The 20,508-nt window shown below is 51.8% G+C and carries 17 protein-coding genes and 1 tRNA gene; 9 read left to right on the forward strand and 9 right to left on the reverse strand.

What is annotated here, in order from left to right; all coding sequences use genetic code 11:
* Positions 1–261 precede the first annotated feature (261 nt).
* Positions 262–1,557: a flippase gene (locus tag G462_RS0104080; protein ID WP_026957854.1), complete on the reverse strand. Its 1,296-nt coding sequence runs from the start codon at positions 1,555–1,557 to the stop codon at positions 262–264.
* Between the two features lie 531 nt (positions 1,558–2,088).
* Positions 2,089–2,175 (reverse strand) — tRNA-Leu (locus G462_RS0104085).
* Between the two features lie 175 nt (positions 2,176–2,350).
* Between G462_RS0104085 and G462_RS0104090 the strand changes: the two genes are divergently transcribed.
* Positions 2,351–2,827 carry an RDD family protein gene (locus G462_RS0104090; protein ID WP_026957855.1) on the forward strand — a complete coding sequence of 159 codons (477 nt, stop codon included), beginning with the start codon at positions 2,351–2,353 and terminating at the stop codon, positions 2,825–2,827.
* 73 nt (positions 2,828–2,900) lie between these two features.
* On the opposite strand, the gene lptG is transcribed toward G462_RS0104090, so the two are convergent.
* Both lptG and lptF read right to left on the reverse strand, forming a co-directional pair.
* Positions 2,901–3,968, reverse strand: a complete 1,068-nt coding sequence (lptG, locus tag G462_RS0104095; protein ID WP_026957856.1) for an LPS export ABC transporter permease LptG — start codon at positions 3,966–3,968, stop codon at positions 2,901–2,903.
* Positions 3,969–5,066, reverse strand: coding sequence for an LPS export ABC transporter permease LptF (lptF, locus tag G462_RS21690; RefSeq protein ID WP_051326518.1), 1,098 nt, complete (start codon positions 5,064–5,066; stop codon positions 3,969–3,971).
* A 193-nt stretch (positions 5,067–5,259) separates the two neighbouring features.
* Here lptF and pepA point away from each other — a divergent pair, with 193 nt between their 5' ends.
* The 8 genes from pepA to G462_RS0104140 all read left to right on the forward strand — a co-directional run bounded on the left by pepA (position 5,260) and on the right by G462_RS0104140 (position 14,488).
* The gene (gene pepA, locus G462_RS0104105) at positions 5,260–6,768 is read left to right on the forward strand and encodes a leucyl aminopeptidase (RefSeq protein WP_026957857.1); all 1,509 of its coding nucleotides are present in this window, start codon (positions 5,260–5,262) and stop codon (positions 6,766–6,768) included.
* A gap of 105 nt (positions 6,769–6,873) precedes the next feature.
* On the forward strand, positions 6,874–7,320 hold the full coding sequence (locus tag G462_RS0104110) for a DNA polymerase III subunit chi (RefSeq protein ID WP_026957858.1): 447 nt from the start codon (positions 6,874–6,876) through the stop codon (positions 7,318–7,320).
* A gap of 14 nt (positions 7,321–7,334) precedes the next feature.
* Positions 7,335–10,193: a valine--tRNA ligase gene (locus G462_RS0104115; RefSeq protein ID WP_026957859.1), complete on the forward strand. Its 2,859-nt coding sequence runs from the start codon at positions 7,335–7,337 to the stop codon at positions 10,191–10,193.
* Between the two features lie 188 nt (positions 10,194–10,381).
* Complete coding sequence (locus G462_RS21695; protein ID WP_051326519.1) at positions 10,382–11,386, forward strand: OmpA family protein; 1,005 nt, start codon at positions 10,382–10,384, stop codon at positions 11,384–11,386.
* A 210-nt stretch (positions 11,387–11,596) separates the two neighbouring features.
* Entirely contained in the window at positions 11,597–12,259 is a 663-nt protein-coding gene (locus G462_RS0104125; protein WP_026957860.1) for a CoA transferase subunit A, read from the forward strand.
* The gene (locus G462_RS0104130) at positions 12,252–12,932 is read left to right on the forward strand and encodes a 3-oxoacid CoA-transferase subunit B (RefSeq protein ID WP_026957861.1); all 681 of its coding nucleotides are present in this window, start codon (positions 12,252–12,254) and stop codon (positions 12,930–12,932) included. The genes G462_RS0104125 and G462_RS0104130 overlap by 8 nt, the downstream gene beginning before the upstream one ends.
* Before the next feature lie 83 nt (positions 12,933–13,015).
* The gene (locus tag G462_RS0104135; RefSeq protein ID WP_026957862.1) at positions 13,016–13,717 is read left to right on the forward strand and encodes a DUF445 domain-containing protein; all 702 of its coding nucleotides are present in this window, start codon (positions 13,016–13,018) and stop codon (positions 13,715–13,717) included.
* A gap of 57 nt (positions 13,718–13,774) precedes the next feature.
* Positions 13,775–14,488: an SOS response-associated peptidase family protein gene (locus tag G462_RS0104140; RefSeq protein ID WP_026957863.1), complete on the forward strand. Its 714-nt coding sequence runs from the start codon at positions 13,775–13,777 to the stop codon at positions 14,486–14,488.
* Between the two features lie 74 nt (positions 14,489–14,562).
* Here the strand turns inward: G462_RS0104140 and G462_RS0104145 are convergent, their stop codons facing one another.
* The 5 genes from G462_RS0104145 to G462_RS0104165 all read right to left on the reverse strand — a co-directional run bounded on the left by G462_RS0104145 (position 14,563) and on the right by G462_RS0104165 (position 20,056).
* Entirely contained in the window at positions 14,563–14,772 is a 210-nt protein-coding gene (locus tag G462_RS0104145; protein ID WP_026957864.1) for a cold-shock protein, read from the reverse strand.
* Between the two features lie 234 nt (positions 14,773–15,006).
* Positions 15,007–16,263 carry an extracellular solute-binding protein gene (locus G462_RS0104150; protein ID WP_026957865.1) on the reverse strand — a complete coding sequence of 419 codons (1,257 nt, stop codon included), beginning with the start codon at positions 16,261–16,263 and terminating at the stop codon, positions 15,007–15,009.
* A 791-nt stretch (positions 16,264–17,054) separates the two neighbouring features.
* On the reverse strand, positions 17,055–17,885 hold the full coding sequence (locus G462_RS0104155) for a carbohydrate ABC transporter permease (RefSeq protein WP_026957866.1): 831 nt from the start codon (positions 17,883–17,885) through the stop codon (positions 17,055–17,057).
* A gap of 10 nt (positions 17,886–17,895) precedes the next feature.
* Entirely contained in the window at positions 17,896–18,888 is a 993-nt protein-coding gene (locus G462_RS0104160) for a carbohydrate ABC transporter permease (RefSeq protein ID WP_026957867.1), read from the reverse strand.
* A gap of 76 nt (positions 18,889–18,964) precedes the next feature.
* Positions 18,965–20,056 carry an ABC transporter ATP-binding protein gene (locus tag G462_RS0104165; RefSeq protein ID WP_026957868.1) on the reverse strand — a complete coding sequence of 364 codons (1,092 nt, stop codon included), beginning with the start codon at positions 20,054–20,056 and terminating at the stop codon, positions 18,965–18,967.
* Positions 20,057–20,508: the final 452 nt, after the last annotated feature.

Genomic DNA, 20,508 nt, shown 5'->3' on the forward strand with positions numbered 1-20,508 from the left:
TCTAAGCGATGAATGTTTCTACGCAGTAACACAGAGCTATCACCGATGGTATGTAAGCTCTTTTGATAAGCCCGTTGCCCAGATAATACCGCATGTTGCTCTCGCTTAAACTGTCCAGAAAAGACACTGTAGTAAAGTCTTGATAATCCCTGAGAGCCACTCATCAAATTAGCAAGCGGTCTCATTATAGACAAAAGTAACGACTTTATAGTCTGCTTAAATTTACTCAAATTGAATCGATGTCGGTTGAAAATCATTTCGCTACCACTTAAAAATCCGATGAATCCGTAGAGGAGTCAGTAATGAACGAGTCATAACCCAAGCCATGGGTCGAGTTTTCTCGCTAAAAAAGAACGCTAACCATCCCGCGCTTGCATAGGATATCAATGTAGCTAGGGCCGCGCCAATCGCCCCCATCTCAGGAATTAGCCATAAATTCAGTAGCACATTTATCGCGCAACCAGTTAGGTGTGTCACGAGAGAAAACTTGAGCAAATCCTCCATCATTAACCACCTGCTTGCCAAGGTTCGCATAAAGACAAACACTCCAGCCCATATATGCACAGCCAGTACGGTAGCACTTGGCAAATAGGTGTCGCCAAATACGAAAGAGACCATAGGCTTAGCTAGCAACTGAACAGATAATGCTAACGCTAGAGCTAACACGAATAGGCCATCACAACTTCGCTGCAACCTAGTCAAATATTTGCTTCGATTTACTTCCCTAAGCGACATAAGCCTTGGAAACAAAGCCGCAGTAATCGCTAGGGGGATAAAGTACCAAATCTCAGAGAGTCTTGCCGCTAGGGCGTAGTAACCCACCTCTTCCATGGAGGTCATTCTAGCAAGCATGATCTGGTCAAATTTTTCGTTAACGACAACTGCAACCGAAGAGAGTATCAGCCAGAAGCTTCTTGAAAAAAAGAACTTGCACATCAAGGGCTCAAAGCGCCACCTTAGTAGCGCTTTAGTTTGCACATGGTAGCATACCAACACACCAAAGCCTTGGATTAAGAACTCAATGCCGAAAACAATAATCAGCCAATGCAGCGGGTTAACAGAAGAAAGGCTAAGAATTTTCAAGCCGCTACAAATAACGACCGAGAAAAAACGAATGAGCGCAGGTACATGCAATTGCATGCGCGACTCATAGTAGAAGTTCAGTCCAAGTAGCGCGGTGCTTCCCCCTCCCATCAGCAAAACTAAATAAGCCGCGTTAGAGATCCCTGCGGGGAGTAACCAATGAACACCAAGAAAGTACAATGTCGCCATTCCGACACATCCGCCCAAACAGCGAATACCAATGGCGGTGCCTAGCACCTCGTCATGTTGCTTAGGGCGATTTAGTAGTTCTCTTGAAATGAGGCCGTTTAGGCCAAGCGCGGTAAACGGAATAAACAGTCCGACAAGCGACAGAAGGTAGGATAGCGCCCCCCATTGAGCGGCACCCAAACTTCGAGTCACTAATGTTACCACGACCAAGTTAATCATCATGGAAATCACTTTTTCCACAATTTGCACTAACGAGTTACTGAGTATCGATTTAGCTCTAAACATTTTAACTTAGATTCTATGCGCTCAAATTTGTGTTTTAGACTCGTGTCCAGTAATCACTATGAACTTAGATATAAGACTTATTGCTGGCTTGCTCACCTTAAATAACCCCAGTTATGACTAGCGCCAACTGACTCGGACCTCGCTCTTGAACTTGACGAGAAGGCCACACCGTACATAAGGCCCCATTGATTCGCAACCATAATGCTACATTGGCCACACTTTTGAGAAGGTTGCTTGCAGCGGAGCCCCTTAAATCCCAGAAAAGCCAAACAACATACTGGCTTTATTGGAAAGCTCATCGATAGCACGATTTTCGAAAGCCCTTGGCAGCTAACCCCTTCTGACAAGAATGGAGAGGACTATGCCTGCGCCATAGGCTGGTTGATTTGTAATGGTACCTAGTAGGCGTACTTAACCGAGCCAACCGTTGGCCGCCACCCCGGGCGTGGCGGGGAACTCTCCGGCCCAAAACCAGCCATTCTCAAAATTCAGGCACAAAAAAACCAGCGCTATAGGCTGGTTAGTTTGTGATGGTACCAGTGGGCGGACTTGAACCGCCACGCCCGCAAAGGCAACGGATTTTGAATCCGTCGTGTCTACCAATTTCACCACACTGGCATCATATTGTGTTCTCGCGTTAGCGAGTGACTGGCATTATAAGGAGCGCGCTTAGATTGGCAAGTGCTTTTTTACCGCTTTATGACTGTTTGTTTAATCTTGCAGCAAGTTGCCATTCCGTTGTCTGACGCCTCTGTTAGAATGCCTCCATCCAGGATGATTATCAGTGTAACCAATGACTAGCCAAGCCCAGTACGCCGCGCTGCCCAATGCCGGTTTCTTTCGTCGCCTCGCTGCGTTTATCTACGACTTCTTTATGGCCTCGGCGATCGCCTTGGTGATGACCATGCTCAGTCTGGCGCTGACCGCTATCGCTAATGCGCTGGGAGTCATTAGCTTACCAGATGGGATGGAGCACTCCACCTATCTCACCCAACAGTGGTGGTCGCAGCTGCTGATTTGGGGCGGCGTGGTGGTGTTTTTTATCTGGTTTTGGACCCGTGCGGGGCAAACCATCGGCATGCGTGCATGGCGCTTGCGGGTGCAGAACAAAGACGGCAGCAATATCTCCATCTCCCAAGCCTGCTTACGCTTATTTACCGCCGCCTTCGGCCTTGGCAACCTGATGGTGCTGGTGACCCGCGAGAACCTCGCGTTTCAAGATTTATGGGCGCGCTGCGTCGTGGTCACCCTGCCCAAACCCAACAAGTAAGGCCCAACGCGAAATAACAAAAAAGGCGCTACGTATTGCTCGCAGCGCCTTATCCAATTCGTCGCTAACTCTGTTAGGCCCGCCGGTTAATCAACACCAAGGCCAAGCCCAACACAAACACGCTAGGCAAAGCCGCGCCAATATACGGCGGCACGCCATACACCAGACTCACCGAGCCCAACACCTGATCGGCGATGTAGTAGCTAAAGCCTGCCACCACACCCAGGATGATCTTCACCCCCATGCTGGAGCTGCGTAGCGGACCAAATACAAATGAAAGTGACAGCAGCATCATAATCGCAGTAACGATGGGCATCATTATCTTACGCGCCAATGCCAGCTCATAGCGGGCCGGATCTTGCTTGTTCATCTTCAAATAATCGATGTACGACACCAGACCGGTGATCGACAAATCTAGCGGCTTGACTGCCACCACGCTTAGTTTTTCTGGGGTCAGAGTACTGGCCCAGGGCAGATCGTTCACCTCTGCGCGTTTGATTTGCTCATCATCGAACTCGGTGATCCGAGCGGTTTCAATCCACCACTGTCCGTCTTTGAAGTAGGCCGCATCGCCCTCTATCAGCCGGTACAAGTCGTTGTCATCGTTCAGGTGGTAGATGGTGATATTCAGCAGACGCTGGTTATCGCGCACCTCAGAGATGTTCACAAAGCTATCGCCGTCTTTGGCCCATACCCCGCGCTGCACCGCCATCATCGAACCGCCAGAGATCTTGCTGGAGCGCAGCTCTTTGGCCATCACCTCAGTATCTGGGGCTACGTACTCACCGAGTAGCATCATCAGGACCATCATCGGTACCGCAGTCTTCAGCACCGACACTGAGATGTTAAAGCGCGACAAGCCCGCCGCTTGCATCACCGTCAGCTCCGACGAGCTGGCAAGGGTGCCTAGGCCAATCAGAGAGCCGAGCAAGGCGGCTACCGGGAAGAACAGCTCCAGCTCTTTAGGCACACTTAGCACCACATACCACAGGGCATCAACGATCTGATAGTCGCCACGACCGACCGCACCAAGCTGCTCTACAAACTTGATGATCATGCTCAGGCTCTGCAGGGTCAGCAGCACCATAAAGCTGGCAAATAGGATGGTACGACCCACGTACCAATCTAGAATTCGAAACACTTATTTACCCTTTAACCATTGGCGCCCGATCAAGAACCATTCGCTGCGTAGGAACAGGTAGACCGAACCAATTGTGAACATCAATCCATGTACCGCCCATAGGCCGATCTGCGGCGGCAACTTGCCATCTTCCAAAGCACTGCGCGCGGCGCTCAGCAACAGGTAGTAGCTAAGGTAGAGCAAGATAGCCGGCAGCAGTTTGGCGTAACGCCCTTGGCGTGGGTTCACCGCCGCCAGCGGCACCACCAGCATCACCAGAATCGGGACTGACAAGGGCAGGCCAATCCGCCACTGCAGCTCGGCTTCTGTCCGCAGGTCTTCGCGATTAGCTAATAGTTGCTCGGTGGGCAGCGCCCGTAGGCGTCGCTGGGTTTGCACATCGCCGCGTTCGGAGATGTGCGCCTGATATTCTTCAAAGTGCAGTACGCTGTGATCGAGGTGCTCGGGCGCCTGCTCGAAGCGCTTACCATCGCGCAGTACCAGCCACAACGAGCCATCGTCGTGCTCTTCGATCTCGCCCTTGCTGGCCATCACGATGGATGCGCGGGCATCCTCATCGTCAGGGCTGTGCGCCACAAACACCTTCTCTAGCTGGCGGCCCTTGTTGGTGATCTGCTCAACAAAAGTAACCGCGCCGCCACCTAGCGAAGTGAAGCGCCCCGGTACTAAGGTTGCTAAGCCGGCTTCAGCCTTTACCTGATCAAACAGGCGCTGCTCCAGCTCTTGAGTATAGGGACTCACATAGAGGGTATTGGCCGCAGAAAACGCCATCGAGATGAGCCCCAACACCATGGTATCGCGCAATAATTGGCTGGTGCTGTAGCCACAGGCTTGTAACACAACCATCTCACTTTCTGCGTATAAGCGCCCATGCGCCAGCAACACCCCAATAAACAAACTTATTGGTAAAATGAGCACTAAGAAGCTAGGCATGTTGAAAAGCATCAGCTGAGCAATAATGTTGCCGGGAATGCTGCCATCAGCAGCTTGGCCAAGGATGCGGACAAATTTTTGCGAGGAGAAGATCAGCAGTAGAATCGCCAGAACAGCTATCTGGGTTTTAAAGGTTTCTCTAAATAAGTATCGGAAAACAAGCACTCAGCGGCCCACTCAAAATATGTATCTATGCTGCCAATGGCAAAAAATTACGTTAAACTTTGTGTTTTTGATAGTTTTGTATAGCAAAACAGGGCCAGCTCGCCCATATTGAAGAATCAAATAGTCAGATGCCGCACCTATCAGTTAGCAGGCAAGCTATCTTAACCCAGATTTGGTGATTGTAGGAGTATTCATGGAGTTTAGCGTAAAAAGCGGTAGCCCAGAAAAACAACGAAGCGCTTGTATTGTCGTCGGCGTGTACGAACCCCGTCGACTGTCTCCAGTAGCCGAGCAGCTAGACAAAATCAGTGACGGTTACATCTCCGCACTACTACGCCGTGGCGATCTTGAAGGTAAAGCCGGACAAGTATTGCTGCTGCATCATGTACCGAACGTGCTCAGTGAGCGCGTACTATTAGTGGGCTGTGGTAAAGAACGCGAACTGAATGAACGTCAGTACCGTCAGATCATCACCAAAACCATTAACACCCTAAACGAGACTGGTTCGATGGAAGCGGTGTGCTTCCTGCCAGAACTGCACGTTAAGTCGCGCAGCACCTATTGGAAAGTGCGCCAAGCGGTTGAGGCCACTCAAGAAAGCCTGTACAGCTTCACTAACTACAAGAGCAACTTTGAAGAAGCTCGCCGTCCACTGCGTAAATTGGTGTTTAACGTACCAACTCGCCGCGAACTAGCAGTGGGTGAAAAAGCCATTCAACACGGCCTGGCGGTCGCCAAGGGCGTGGAGCAAGCCAAAGACGTGGCCAACCAGCCACCGAACGTGTGCAACCCAGAGTACCTGGCCACTCAAGCCGCACAGCTATGTAAAGATTTCGACAACCTAAGCTTTAGTCGCTTCGGCGAGAAAGAGCTGGAAGAGATCGGCATGCACTCTTACTTAGCGGTTGGCCGTGGCAGCGCCAACGAGTCGGTAATGAGCGTGATGGAGTACTGTGCGCCGGGCCACGAGAACGACAAACCGATTGTACTTATCGGCAAAGGCCTGACCTTCGACTCAGGCGGTATCTCGCTCAAACCAGGCGCTGGCATGGATGAGATGAAATACGATATGGGCGGCGCCGCCGGTATCTTGGGCACCATGCGCTCACTGGCTGAGTTGCAGTTGCCCATCAAGGTGATCGGTATTCTGGCTGGCTGTGAAAACATGCCCGCAGGCGATGCCTACCGCCCCGGCGACATCATCACTACCATGTCGGGCCAAACCGTTGAAGTGCTCAACACCGACGCTGAAGGCCGCATGGTACTGTGTGATGTGCTCACCTACGTGGAGCGCTACGAACCAGAGCTGGTAATTGATACCGCGACCCTAACCGGCGCCTGTGTGATTGCCTTGGGCCATCATACCTCGGGCCTGCTAAGCCCACACAACCCGCTGGCCCATGAGCTTATCAACAGCTCTGATTTAAGTGGTGATAAAGCATGGCGTCTGCCGCTGGGTGAAGAGTACCAAGAGCAGCTGCAGTCTAACTTTGCCGACATGGCCAATATTGGTGGCAAAGGCGCGGGCACCATTACCGCCGCGTGCTTCTTATCGCGCTTTGCCAAGAAATATAACTGGGCCCACCTCGACATTGCCGGCACCGCCTGGAAGTCGGGTAAAGACAAAGGTGCCACCGGCCGCCCGGTGCCGATGCTAACCCAGTTCCTGCTGAGTCGCTCCGGCCAGGAAATTGACGAGTAACACGGGCTGGAACACAACAGGGAGCTTTTGCTCCCTGTTTTCGTTTTTGTGCCTGCTAACTTACGCCCGTAAAGAAGGGCAGAACCAGTGCTAGAAAAGTAGCCTATGAATGCGAAATTTTATATCATGCCCGATTCGGTGCATGCCGACAGCGAAGCCTTGTACCACCATGCCTGCGAGCTGATCGCCAGTCATTACCAACAAGGTGCACGCATCTATGTTCTCGCGCCCGATCAGGCCGCAGCGGAACGTATCGACGAACAGCTCTGGCAGTTTGAAGCCAGCCAGTTCGTTCCCCACAACCTTAGCGGCGAAGGTCCGCGAGGAGGGGCGCCAGTCGAAATAGGCTGGCAGGCGCCGACACAACGGCGTCAAATCTTGGTGAACCTGTGCCCTGAAGCACCCGAGTTTGCCAGACAGTACCAGTTAACCATTGATTTTGTGCCCGCCGACGATGACGGCAAAGCAGCGGCACGAGAGCGTTATCGAGTGTACCGCCAGCACGGTCTAAACTTGGAGACCGAGGCCTACACAAAGCATCAATCGAATTAGAGTCAACAGATCCGATGGAAAAGACTTACAACCCCAGTGCCATTGAGCAAGCTCTGTATCAAGAGTGGGAACAAAAAGGCTACTTCAAGCCTCACGGTGACACCAGCAAAGATGCCTACAGCATCATGATCCCACCGCCAAACGTCACCGGCAGCCTGCATATGGGCCATGCCTTCCAAGACACCATCATGGATACCCTGATCCGCTACCAGCGTATGCAAGGCAAGAACACCCTGTGGCAGGTCGGTACCGACCACGCCGGTATCGCCACCCAAATGGTGGTTGAGCGTAAAATCGCTGCTGAAGAAGGCAAGACCAAGCACGATTACGGCCGCGATGCCTTTATCGACAAGGTCTGGGATTGGAAGGCCGAATCTGGTGGCACCATCACCAAACAGCTGCGTCGCCTTGGCGCATCAGTTGACTGGGATCGCGAGCGTTTCACCATGGACCCGGGCCTGTCTAAAGCGGTTGAAGAAGTGTTTGTACGCCTGTACGAAGACGACCTGATCTACCGCGGCAAGCGCCTAGTGAACTGGGATCCAAAGCTGCACACCGCCATCTCGGATCTGGAAGTAGAGAACAAAGAGCAAAAGGGCCACATGTGGCACCTGCGCTACCCGCTGGCCGATGGCGAAACCACCGCCGAAGGTAAAGACTATCTGGTAGTAGCCACCACCCGTCCAGAAACCATGCTGGGCGATACCGGTGTTGCGGTTAACCCAGAGGATCCGCGCTACAACAGCCTGATTGGCAAGTTTATCGAGCTGCCACTGGTTGGCCGCCGCATTCCTATCGTGGGCGATGAGCACGCCGATATGGAGAAAGGCACCGGCTGTGTGAAGATCACCCCTGCCCACGACTTTAACGACTACGAAGTCGGTAAACGTCACAGCCTGCCGATGATCAACATCCTGACCTTGGATGCGATGATCCGCCAAGAGGCCGAAGTATTCACCACCACAGGTGAGCCTTCTGATGCCTACGACACCACCTTGCCTGAAGAATACCGTGGCCTTGAGCGCTTCGAAGCGCGTAAAGCCATCGTGGCCAAATTCGACGAGTCAGGCCTACTGCAAGAGATTGCCGATCACAACAACACCGTGCCTTACGGCGACCGTGGTGGCGTGGTGATTGAGCCGATGCTGACCGACCAATGGTATGTGCGCGCAGCACCGCTGGCTAAAACCGCCACCGAAGCGGTTGAAAACGGCGAAATCGAATTCGTGCCTAAACAGTACGAGAACATGTACTTCTCGTGGATGCGTGACATTCAAGACTGGTGTATCTCGCGTCAGCTGTGGTGGGGTCACCGCATTCCGGCATGGTACGACGAAAGCGGCAACGTCTACGTAGGCCGCGACGAAGACGAAGTGCGTGAAAAGCACGGCCTGGGCAGCGTTACCGTGCTGCGCCGTGACGACGACGTACTGGATACCTGGTTCTCATCTGCGCTATGGACTTTTGCCACCCAAGGCTGGCCAGAACAAACTGACGACCTGAAAACCTTCCATCCATCGGATGTGCTGGTTACTGGCTTCGACATCATCTTCTTCTGGGTTGCCCGGATGATCATGATGACCATGTACTTCTGTAAAGATGACAATGGCAAGCCGCAGGTTCCGTTCAAGACCGTGTATGTCACCGGCCTTATCCGCGATGAGAACGGCGACAAGATGTCGAAGTCCAAGGGTAACGTACTTGACCCACTGGATATGATCGACGGCATCGACCTGGAAAGCTTAGTCACCAAGCGTTGTGGCAACATGATGCAGCCGCAGCTAGCCAAGAAGATCGAGAAGAACACCCGTAAGACCTTCGAGAACGGTATCGAAGCCCACGGCACCGACGCCCTGCGTTTCACCCTAGCGGCAATGGCCACCACCGGTCGTGATATCAACTGGGATATGAACCGCCTGGAAGGTTACCGCAATTTCTGTAACAAGTTGTGGAATGCCAGCCGCTACGTAATGATGAGCTGCGAAGAGCACGACTGCAGCGTGTCAGACGACATGGAGCTATCACTGGCCGATCGTTGGATTAAGGGTCAGTTCCAGCAAACCGTGAAGGCCTACCGTGAAGCGCTAGACGGCTACCGCTTCGATATCGCTGCACAAACCCTGTACGAGTTCACCTGGAACCAGTTCTGTGACTGGTACCTAGAGCTGACCAAGCCAGTACTGTTCAAAGGCAGTGAAGCCCAGCAGCGCGGTACCCGCCACACCTTGATTAACATCTTGGAATCACTGCTGCGTCTGATGCACCCGATCACCCCATACATCACCGAGACCATCTGGCAGCAAATCGCGCCACTGGCCGGCAAAGGCGGTGACGAACAAACCATCATGCTGCAAGCCATGCCAGAGTTCGACGCTACGCAAGTGGACGAGCAAGCCATGAGCGATCTGGAATGGCTCAAGCAATTCATCGTAGCAGTGCGTAACATCCGCGGTGAGATGGATATCAGCCCGAACAAGCCGCTGAACGTATTGTTGAAGAACGCTTCAAGCGAAGACCAGCGTCGCCTGTCTGAGAACCAAGCCTTCCTGGCCTCACTGGCCAAGCTGGAAAGCAGCACCATTCTGGCCGACGGCGACGAAGCTCCCGCTTCTGCCACCGCCTTGCTAGGCGAGATGGAACTGCTAATTCCAATGGCGGGTCTTATCGACAAAGATGCAGAGCTGGCGCGGATCAACAAGCAGCTGGAGAAGCTGGAGAAAGATCTGGCTCGCGTGGTAGGCAAACTGGCCAACGAGAAGTTTGTTTCGAAAGCGCCAGAGGCGGTTATTGCCAAAGAGCGCGCCAAGCAAGAAGAGATGGAAGTGGCCAAGGCCAAGCTGCTTGAGCAGCAAGCCACCATCGCAGCGCTGTAAACCCAAACAGCGAAAGTAAACACTTACCAAGCCACGGCAATCGCCGTGGCTTTTTTCTGCCCTCAATGCCTCTCACTGACACAAAAGCTTAAGCAGATGTTTTCCAGCGCTTTTTGTGATCGTTGCTATACTTTTTCGGAAAGTACAAAAAACATTTCGATCTTAATCAATCTACAAAAGGACTTGTTATGAAAGCCTTATTCCAAACGGCAATTCCTGTTGCGTTTGCCGGCCTGCTTTTGAGCGCCCCCTCTTTCGCCAGCGACACCAGCTACCCCTATCTCGGCGGCAAGCTCGGTTACAGCAAATTCAACGACCCTTGTGGCGATATGTATGACAGCTGTGATGACGATGACCTCGGTATGGGTGTCTACGGCGGTTACCGCTTCAACGACTGGTTTGGTCTGGAAGGCTCTTACCTGTACAGCGGCGAAGCCACCACCAATGGCTCAATCGACACCGACTACAACCTGTTTGAGATAAGCCCCATGCTCTACGCTCAATTTGCCGAGCGCTGGCAGGGCTTTGCTAAAGTTGGCCCAGCCTACTGGGATGGCGAAACCTCGGGCGCTGGCAGCAAGGTCAGTGACGATGGCTGGACCTGGACCGCTGGCCTGGGCGTTATCTACTCACTGGCCCGCAATTGGGACTTACGCCTTGAGTATCAGTACTACGACGATCTCGGCGATGGCGACGAGCTGATCGATACCGATCTGCACTTCACCAGCCTTGGCCTTAACTATAAGTTTGGTGTGGCCGCCGCTCCGGTGCCAACCCCAGCTCCAGAGCCAGAGCAGATGCCAGAACCTGCGCCAGAGCCAGAGCCAGAGCAAATGCCAGAACCGGTTATGATCGAAAGTGTTAGTGCCCGCGTTGAGTTTGCCTTCGATAGTAGCGAGCTTACTCAGGCCGATAAGCTAGACGGCATTATTGCCCATATGAAGCAGTACCCAGATACCAGTGTACTAATTTCTGGCTTTACCGACAGCGTGGGTAGCGATGATTACAACCAAGCGCTATCAGAGCGTCGTTCAGAGTCGGTTGCCAGCTACCTGGAAACTCAAGATATCACCCGTGAGCGGATGATCATCGAAGAGTTTGGTGAGGATCACCCAGAGTTCTCCAATGAGACTGCAGAAGGCCGTGCCCATAACCGTCGAGTGCTGCTGTATATCCAAGCTTTCGAGCAATAAGCGTTAAACCGCGATAGCAAAACAAGCGCCTGCCTGGCGCTTGTTTCGTTTCAGTTGAACGGTAGCCCTGCCAAACCAAAGTTAACAGGCTGATCTTAAGCCATATTTTCCTCCACGATCACACCTATTCCGCCGCCTCTCTGCTAACGTCTAGAATACGCTTGAGCTTTGCTCACCAAAGCGCGAGCCGTCGCAATCAAGGAACAGGTTATGAGAAAACGGATAGACGCCGCCCAGCTTCGCCAGCTGCTGAGCGACAACATGCGCATCATGATCGGCGGCTTTATGGCCAACGGCGCGCCTGAAGGGCTAATCGATCAGGTCCTTGCCGCAGGTACTAAAAACATCACCCTGATATCCACCGACACAGGAACACCGGAAAAAGGCTCGGGACGATTGATCCATGCCAAACGGATTGCCAAGTTATACGCCTCACACATCGGCACCAACCCGGAAACCGGCGCGCAAATGAACCGCGGCGAGCTCGAGGTAGAGCTGGTTCCCCAAGGCACCTTGGCCGAGCGCATCCGTAGTGCTGGTGCCGGCTTAGGCGGAGTTCTCAGCCCGACCGGTTTGGGCACACCCATCGCTGAAGGCAAGCGTATTATTCAAGTCGAGGGCCAGGATTACATCTTAGAGCCGCCACTGCGGGCTGACTTAGCCCTTATCCGTGGCTCAGTGGTCGATACTAAGGGCAATGTGCTCTACAAAGGCACCACCCAAAACTTCAATCCTTTGATGGCAACAGCGGCTAAAACTGTGGTGGTAGAGGCCGAGCAGATCGTCGAAGCAGGCGAGCTACTGCCGGAGCATATCCACACCCCCGGCATCTACGTTGATTACATCTACCAAAGAGAGCAAGCCGATGCGTGAGCTAAGCAAACAACAAGTGCGCCGGATGATTGCCTGGCGGGTGGCACAGGAGCTTCACGATGGCGATGTGGTCAATCTTGGGATTGGCCTGCCCTCGTTGGTGGCCAATGAAACCGCTAAAAACATGGAGATCCTGCTTCAGTCGGAGAACGGCCTGTTGGGGATGGATGGCTTGGCCGATAGCGAACATCACGACCCTAACCTGGTTAACGCCGGCGGTCAGCCGATCACCGCGGCCATCGGCGCCTGTAGCTTTAATAGCGCCGACTCCTTTGCCATCATCCGTGGCGGCCATGTCGACGTCAGCGTGCTCGGCGCCCTGCAAGTCGACGAACTGGGCAACCTGGCCAACTGGATCATTCCCGGAAAAATGGTTCCCGGCATGGGCGGAGCGATGGACCTGGTGGTGGGCGCCCAGCGGGTGATCGTCGCTATGGAGCACACTAACAAAGGTCGCCCCAAGCTACTAACTCGCTGCGATCTGCCGCTCACCGCCGCCAAGCAGGTCAATCTTGTGGTTACCGAGCTTGGGGTGATTGAGATATCTGGCCAAGGCATGTTGCTGCGTGAGCTCGCCCCGGGCATCGACCTGGAAACGATTCAAGCGCACACCGAGGCCAAGCTGCATCTGGCTGACACGCTCAAAACCATGCCAATACCCAATGACCTCTAAGACCTGTTGCGCTAACAGGGCTTGAAAAGCGCGATAAATTACGGACAATTCTCGCTAATTTCATCATTGGGAATCGTCAAATCGTGAACAAAAGCCTTGTTACCAATCTGCTTGCAGCCTTGCTCGTGCTTGCAGGCCACTTTGCCCACACCCCACTGGTTATGACCATGGGGGTGTTTGCCCTGTCCGGCGCAATGACCAACTGGCTAGCGGTACATATGTTGTTTGAAAAGGTCCCCGGCCTCTACGGCTCTGGCGTTATCCCGGCCCGCTTCCAAGAGTTTAAGGCGGGTATCAAGCAGCTGATGATGGAGCAGTTCTTCACCCCGGAGAATATCGACCGCTTCCTCAGCGATGCCAGCGGTCAGGCCGCCCATATCGATGTTCGCCCAGTGATTGAACAGACCGACTTTAGCCCAGCCTTCGGCGCGCTGACCGCTGCCGTGGAGCAATCCTCATTTGGCGGTATGCTCGCCATGGTGGGCGGCAGCCAAGCACTGGCACCACTCGAACAACCGTTTACCGAAAAGCTTAAGTTGGCGATCATCGAGATTGGCGAGGGTGAGCAGTTCAATGAGTTGCTGCGCGAACAACTGGAAAGCCCGGATATGCTAAACGATATGCAGCACAAGGTGGCGCAAATCATCGACCAACGCTTGGCCGAACTAAGCCCACAACTGGTGAAAGAGATCATCCAGACCATGATCCGCCGCCATCTCGGTTGGTTGGTCGTATGGGGCGGCGTTTTTGGCGCACTGTTTGGCGTGCTCTACAGCCTCATCTAAACTTAACTTACCCGCGGTTCAGGGACGAGCTGTTGTAACAAAAGGAAGTGAGGATAGATGTGCGGTCGCTTAAACGTTATCGATGATAGTGCAGTAAAGGATTTGTGTGAGTTTCTCCAGATCCCCTTGTTTCCCCTGCTCCCCAAGGTGTCCGTTGACCCCTTCCCCTGCGACCCCTTACTGATCGTACGCCAAGACGCGCAGATGGAGTGTCTGTCTGCGCAGTGGTGGCTGCTGCAGGAGCCCGACCTATTCGGCTTTCGCCCAAGCAAGTTCACCAGCTTTAATAGCCGTTATGACAAGCTATTGCAGCTAGGCAGCGCCAGCTATCAGGCCTTTCGCACCAACCGCTGCATCATTCCCGTCCATGGTTTTGGAGAGAGCAACGCCGGCGAGCAGGGCAAACGTTTCTTTAATCTGTACCCGAGTGATGGTCGGCCGCTGTTGTTAGGTGGGCTATACCGCCGCTGGCAGCACCCGCAAACGCGCGAGCGAGTCTACTCATGTTCGGTGATTACCCTTCCCCCTCATCCCGAGTTGGCAAGCTGTCATGAGAAATCGATGCCGCTATTGCTGGAGTGGAATAAACAGCAACTTGAGCATTGGCTCAAACCGGAGCCACTAAACCAGCAGCTCACCGACTTATTCCTGCGGCCGCGTATTCCCCAAGGCTTGCGGGTGGAAGAAGTCAGTCAGGCAAATTTTTCTCAGCAAGAGATGCTGACAGAGCGTTTAATTAGCGCGAGCGCCATTGAAGGGAGTGGGAATTAAGCGACAGGCGATTTTAGCGGGAGCCAGAAAGCAAAAAGGCCGCGATAGCGGCCTTTCTCATATTCAGCTGGTACTTACAGTACTTCGATATCGCTGGCTTGAGGGCCTTTGGCGCCTTGGCTAACGGTGAACTGTACTTTTTGGCCTTCGACCAAGGTTTTGAAGCCGTTGCCTTTGATTGCACTGAAGTGAGCGAATACATCGCTGCCGCCGTCTTGTGCAATAAATCCAAAGCCCTTGCTCTCGTTAAACCATTTAACGGTACCAGTCTTAATATCAGACATAACTGTTTCCAAATATATAGTGTTAATGTTGGCCTTAAAGGCCGTGTATCTCGAATTCGGTGAGTAACTTATAGGGCAGGACGAAGACTACGTAGCATCGTTTGTAACTAAAAGAGATACTCATGTATCAAGAAATCAAATTATATAGCTGGACAAATTAAAGGCAATCAGATTGTGCACAAAATACAAAAAAGGGGGCTTGCGCCCCCTTCGAATTACGAGTGTTAAGGTTTCTTAGCGGCGAGTACGACGCTGGATAGCTTTCTCAGCTTTAGCCAGTTCTTCGTCGATGTCGGCGTCACGCTCCAGTACCGCTTCTAGCGCATCGTTAATGATTTGCTCAGCGATTGGGTCGTTGCGGTGTACAGCCAGACCTGCGATGTTGTCAGCAGACTCTTTGTAGATTTGACGTGCTTTCTGACCGCCCAGGTAAGCAACAGGCTGGTTCACGAAGTCATCTTCTTGTGCTTCAACCAGTGCTGGGAAGGCATCCAGGTCGCGGAACGCAGCGATTTGCATCTCTTCGTTCAGAGCCATGAACTTGATGAATTCCCAAGCTTCTGCTTTCTTGTCAGAGTCAGATGGGATTGCGTAGAACGAACCACCCCAGCTAGCGAAAGAACCGCCAGGTAGTTGTGATGCACGCCATACGCCGTCAGACTCAGGAGCAATCCAGGTTGCCAAGTGGCCACCCAACCAGCCGCCCATCATTTCAGTAGCGATGGTGCCGCGACGCAGACCTTCTGTCCACTCAGAGCTCCATGCACCTACTTGCGCATCAACACCCAGTTCACGAGTTTTCTTCGCTAGGCGGAAGGCTTCTTTAAAGCGGTCGTTGTTAACGGTTACGTTGCCTTCTTTGTCGAAGTAGATACCTTCACCGTCTTTTAGACCGGTACGGATTAGAATACCAGCAACGGCAGTCGCGTTGGTCACCATGTAGTTACCAGTCGCTTCTTTCACTTTCGCACCAGCTTCCAGGAACGAATCCCAAGAACGGGTCAGGTCGTCAGCAGATACGCCAGCAGTGTCCATGATGTCCTTACGGTAGAACATTGAACCTGGGCCGATATCCGCAGGGAATGCCATCAGACCACCGTCAGGGCTTTGACCCAAAGCAACTGAGAAGCCAATCATCTTGTCTTCGTACTGGCCAGAGTTGTATGGCGCCTTACGCAGATCTTCCAGACCACCAGACTGAGCAAAACGACCAATGAAGCCTACTTCAATCGCCATTACGTCAGGCAGGTTAGCGCCGGTAGATAGTGCGGTGGTCATTGCGTTGTGGTGATCCATAAACGCCAGTGAAACCAGCTCGATCTCTACATTCGGGTTAATTTCCTTATATAGAGGAATCGCTGATTGAACAGCCAAGTCAAAGCTTGGGAAAGAAGCAACTTTTAGGGTTACTGTTTCCGCGGCAGCGCTTCCTGCGCCTAGCGCAAGGCTTGCTGCAACAGCAATTGAACCGAGCTTAGTTTTAATAGTCATCCTAGTCTCCTTAGTGCTTGAGTTTTTTATCTCAATTTCGCGTTTGAATACGCTTTCATTTTTTAGAGCGTCGTTCCTTGCGTGGGTTGCCCCATCCCTGTTAATCGCGAGTCGTTTATGCTTTGGAAGCCATTCGGGACACATCGAGTCCAGAGAGCGGTAAATGAGTCATGTCCTTTCCAAACTTGCCCTTGGAGAAGAAACAACAGGATTTTCCTGTCGACCCACTTGCTGCCGCGAGGCCACATTGCGTTGTTTTTATGTGGCCCAATTCGATTAGCGTGTAAGCGCTTTCGTGTAGTCAATGTAGCCAAGTGCCATGAGCGGTTCAAACACCTATGGTTTAAGATTTGAAGGCTGTCATAAAAAAAAAATCGACGAAGTGTTTTATCAAATCGCGAACTAAATAACGTAACAATGGCCTGCCCTATTTGATAAAAGCGGTTTGCTCACGATCGCAAATAATCAAGCTGACGCCTTATATATCAAGCTTTTAGACGATAGCGCCTAGTCACACACAACACCTGAACATCCTCTAGCAATCCGCCACAATATGAGAAAACTCTCATTAGTCAGGAAAGCGAATCAGGCTGGATTTCAGGAATTGATGCCACTGCGTTTTCATCCGGTTGCATGGAAAATGTGCGAGTTAACCATTTCCCCCTTGCAGGGCCCTCTCCTAGTGCAATCATGCAATTCGCCCAAAGCCACTAACTGCTTGCGCTAAGGACAAAAAAAGCCAGCTGAAACAGCTGGCTTAACGTTACAAAGGAGTAGGACAAAAGGTGTGATTAACCTTTCACAGCCCCCGCAGTCAGGCCGTCGATCAGGCGGCGTGAGCTTAGGGTGAACATAATCAGTAGTGGGATAACCGCAATGGCAGCACCCGCACAGATCGCACCCCATGGGGTCATACCGGTACCCTGCAGCGAACGCAGAGCCAGTGGAATGGTGAACATCTTCATGTCGTTCATTACCACCAGTGGGCCCATGAAGTTGTTCCATTGACCGATGAACACGATAAGACCCAAGGTACCGAACGCTGGCTTAATCAGCGGTACTACCACACGCCAGTAAATGGAGAACTCATTACAACCATCCATACGTGCCGCTTCAATCAGCTCTTTTGGAATCGCGCTGGTGATGAACTGCTTCATCATAAAGATACCCATCGCACCACAGGCCATTGGAATGTACAGCGCTTTAGGCGTGTTCAACCAACCCAGGTACTTCATTACCAGAGCAGTAGGAATCATGCCCAGGAACGGTGGAATCAACATGGTGCCCATGATGAATGCGAAGATAACATTACGGTATTTAAAGTCGTACATCGCCAGTGCGTAGCCCGCCATTGAACAGAACAATAAGTTCAGTGCAGTGGTGATAATCGCAATGTAGAAGCTCATACCCACGTTGTGCCAGAAGTAAGGCAGCGCGTTCAGCAGGTAATCGATGTTGTTCATCAGCTCGCTACCGAACCATAGTGGCGGTGGCACCGAGAGAATGTCACCGTTGCTGTGGGTAGCAAAGATAAACATAAAGTAGAACGGGGCCAACATGATCAAGGCACCAAAGCCAACCACGATATAAGCGAAAATAGTCGATTTTTTAAGTTTATTCATGAGAAACCTCTTAGTCCTTCTCGCCCAGAATCTTGTTGTTCAGCCAAGTCAGGATGGCAATGATGAAGAACAGTAACCAAGATACGGCCGACGCAGTTCCGAAATCACCTTCAGTAAATGCGGTCAGGTATAGGTGCATTGCTGCTGTTTTACCTGCTTGCTCAATACCACCGGTACCGCCTGTGATGATGAACGGTTCTTCGAACATCTGCAGGTTACCGATAATGGTCAGCGTTACCGCGAAGAACATCATTGGCTTAAGCTGTGGCAAGGTAATGTAGAAGAACTGCTGCCAAGGTTTCGCACCATCAACGGTAGCCGCCTCATACAGGTCTTTCGGAATGGTCTGCATCGCAGAGAGGTACAGAACGGTGTTCCAGCCCACAAAGCGCCAGAATACAACAAAGGCAATCATCGGCTTGATGTACTGCGGTCTCGCCCAGTCGACATTCTCAGTGGGGAACAGCCAGCCTAAAGGTTGGAAGCCAAAGATTTCAACGTTACCAATCTGCGTCAAAATCATGTTTACCACACCAAAGTCGCGTGAGAACAGCGAGGTAAATACCAGCGAGATTGCCACCGACGAGGTAATGAATGGTACGAAGTAGGCACCGATTACCGTGTTACGGCTCTTCTTAAAGGCGGTGTGCAGGAAGAACGCTAGCGGGATAGCCACAACGTGCTGTGGAATACCCGAGGCCAGAGCCAACCAACCGGTATTGATCAGAGACGAGTGGAACCACGCATCATCTCGGAACAGGTAGATGTAGTTTGCCAGCCCCACGAATTCCATGCGGTCGATACCACCGGTCGCATCTCCGTAGTGCAGTGACAAGTAAATAGAAAACAGTAATGGAAACAATCCAAATACAGCAAATAGAACAAAGAACGGACTAACAAACAGGTAAGGTGCCCATTTGTAACCTTTCGCGTTTAAGCGCTGCTTCAGGCTCCGCTTTTTGCTTACTGCTGGAATTTTTTCCGCAGACTCGACAGCAGACATGTTGTACTCCTAGTTGTTATATCGGGCTCGAGGCCCTTTAATTTCAATCCTGATTTTCACCGACCAAGCACAGCCCTTAATTCAGGTTTGGGCGAATTGCATTACCTTCTTGATTGTCAAAGAGGTGGACGCGGTGTAAATCAAAGAACAGCTCAACCTCACCCGTTTCTTGGGTCACATCGGTCTCATCAGAGGTCGCGATATCTGCCACGAAGCGAGAACCGTTCAAGGTTCCTTGAATGTGGTAGGTGGCGCCCAGTAGTTCGATGCCGTCGATGTTGACGGTCAGCTTGCCAATCGCATCTGACTCGATGGCACGCGGGTTAAGGTAGAGATCACTAGGACGAACGCCCAGTGCACAATCGGCTTGATCTTGGTAAGTAGTTGGCAGGGCCAAGGTTTGCTCACCAATAATCACTTGACTGTTTTCAAGCTTGGCGTTCACCAAGTTCATTTCTGGCGCCCCAATAAAGGTAGCCACAAACTTGTTGGCAGGTTGCTCAAAAATCTCTTTCGGAGTACCAACCTGAGCAATGAAACCATCTTTGAGGATAACCACACGGTCGGCCAAGGTCATCGCTTCAACTTGGTCATGGGTTACATACAAGGTGGTAGTACCTAGCTCCTGATGCAGTGATTTGATCTCTGCACGCATTGAGCCACGCAGCTTAGCATCAAGGTTAGACAGTGGTTCATCGAACAAGAACACTTCTGGGGTACGTACCATTGCGCGGCCCATGGCAACACGCTGACGCTGACCGCCCGAAAGCGCTTTCGGGAAACGGTCAAGTAAAGGGGTTAGTTCTAACATATCGGCTGCCAACTTCACTCGGCGCTCGATTTCATCCTTCTCCACCTTGGTCATTTTCAGACCGAAAGCGATGTTTTCCTTAACCGTCATATGGGGATAAAGTGCATAGCTCTGGAAAACCATCGCGATGTTACGTTCCATTGGGTGAAGTTCGTTTACCAACTCCTCACCAATGAAAATCTCACCATCCGAGATCTCTTCCAGGCCTGCAAGCATACGCAATGTAGTTGACTTGCCACAGCCCGAGGGGCCAAGTAGAACAACGAATTCGCCGTCTTCAATGTGCAAGTCGAAACTCTTTACAACTTCAGTTTCGCCAAAGCGTTTTTTTAAGTTACTGAACGTGACTGCCGCCATAGTTTCTGCTTCCGTAAATTTAACAATTGAGCGCCATGTAAGCGCTTTCCAGCATGTCGGTCACTGTAGCTGAGGGGTTGGGGGGGTTCAATTGCGGGAGTGGTAAGATTTGAATCAGGTCATAAAATTCATTTTCATCAAGAAATATGAAAAACAACAAACAACAAAACATAAATATCGGGGAAATTCGCACTAAGTTGTGCGCAAGATCTCGTAATTTTGTAGGTAAATTACATAAGCAACACATAAGGCACTGATAGAGATGAAATAATTTTGGCGTTGTTTCATGAGAGTTACCTAATTAGAAGAAAAAATCGCCATCCCCAATTTCTCTGCCAGTTTCTCTGGTGAAACATGATTTCATAATTACTGTGACCTCGCGCATATTCACACCGGCTTTCACCCACAAAAAACCCCCGAGATCACATCGATTCCGGGGGTTGGATCACACA

It is taken from the genome of Aliagarivorans taiwanensis DSM 22990 (assembly GCF_000429505.1).
GTDB lineage: Bacteria > Pseudomonadota > Gammaproteobacteria > Enterobacterales > Celerinatantimonadaceae > Aliagarivorans > Aliagarivorans taiwanensis.

Excerpts from the sequence above, each read along its gene's own strand:
- G462_RS0104145 (WP_026957864.1), bottom strand. The coding sequence starts at position 14,772 with ATGTCTGATATTAAGACTGGTACCGTTAAATGGTTTAACGAGAGCAAG.
- G462_RS0104090 (WP_026957855.1), top strand. The coding sequence starts at position 2,351 with ATGACTAGCCAAGCCCAGTACGCCGCGCTGCCCAATGCCGGTTTCTTT.
- G462_RS0104130 (WP_026957861.1), top strand. The coding sequence starts at position 12,252 with ATGCGTGAGCTAAGCAAACAACAAGTGCGCCGGATGATTGCCTGGCGG.
- pepA (WP_026957857.1), top strand. The coding sequence starts at position 5,260 with ATGGAGTTTAGCGTAAAAAGCGGTAGCCCAGAAAAACAACGAAGCGCT.
- G462_RS0104140 (WP_026957863.1), top strand. The coding sequence starts at position 13,775 with ATGTGCGGTCGCTTAAACGTTATCGATGATAGTGCAGTAAAGGATTTG.
- G462_RS21695 (WP_051326519.1), top strand. The coding sequence starts at position 10,382 with ATGAAAGCCTTATTCCAAACGGCAATTCCTGTTGCGTTTGCCGGCCTG.
- G462_RS0104165 (WP_026957868.1), bottom strand. The coding sequence starts at position 20,056 with ATGGCGGCAGTCACGTTCAGTAACTTAAAAAAACGCTTTGGCGAAACT.
- G462_RS0104155 (WP_026957866.1), bottom strand. The coding sequence starts at position 17,885 with ATGAATAAACTTAAAAAATCGACTATTTTCGCTTATATCGTGGTTGGC.
- G462_RS0104160 (WP_026957867.1), bottom strand. The coding sequence starts at position 18,888 with ATGTCTGCTGTCGAGTCTGCGGAAAAAATTCCAGCAGTAAGCAAAAAG.
- G462_RS0104110 (WP_026957858.1), top strand. The coding sequence starts at position 6,874 with ATGAATGCGAAATTTTATATCATGCCCGATTCGGTGCATGCCGACAGC.
- G462_RS0104080 (WP_026957854.1), bottom strand. The coding sequence starts at position 1,557 with ATGTTTAGAGCTAAATCGATACTCAGTAACTCGTTAGTGCAAATTGTG.
- G462_RS0104150 (WP_026957865.1), bottom strand. The coding sequence starts at position 16,263 with ATGACTATTAAAACTAAGCTCGGTTCAATTGCTGTTGCAGCAAGCCTT.
- G462_RS0104115 (WP_026957859.1), top strand. The coding sequence starts at position 7,335 with ATGGAAAAGACTTACAACCCCAGTGCCATTGAGCAAGCTCTGTATCAA.
- G462_RS0104125 (WP_026957860.1), top strand. The coding sequence starts at position 11,597 with ATGAGAAAACGGATAGACGCCGCCCAGCTTCGCCAGCTGCTGAGCGAC.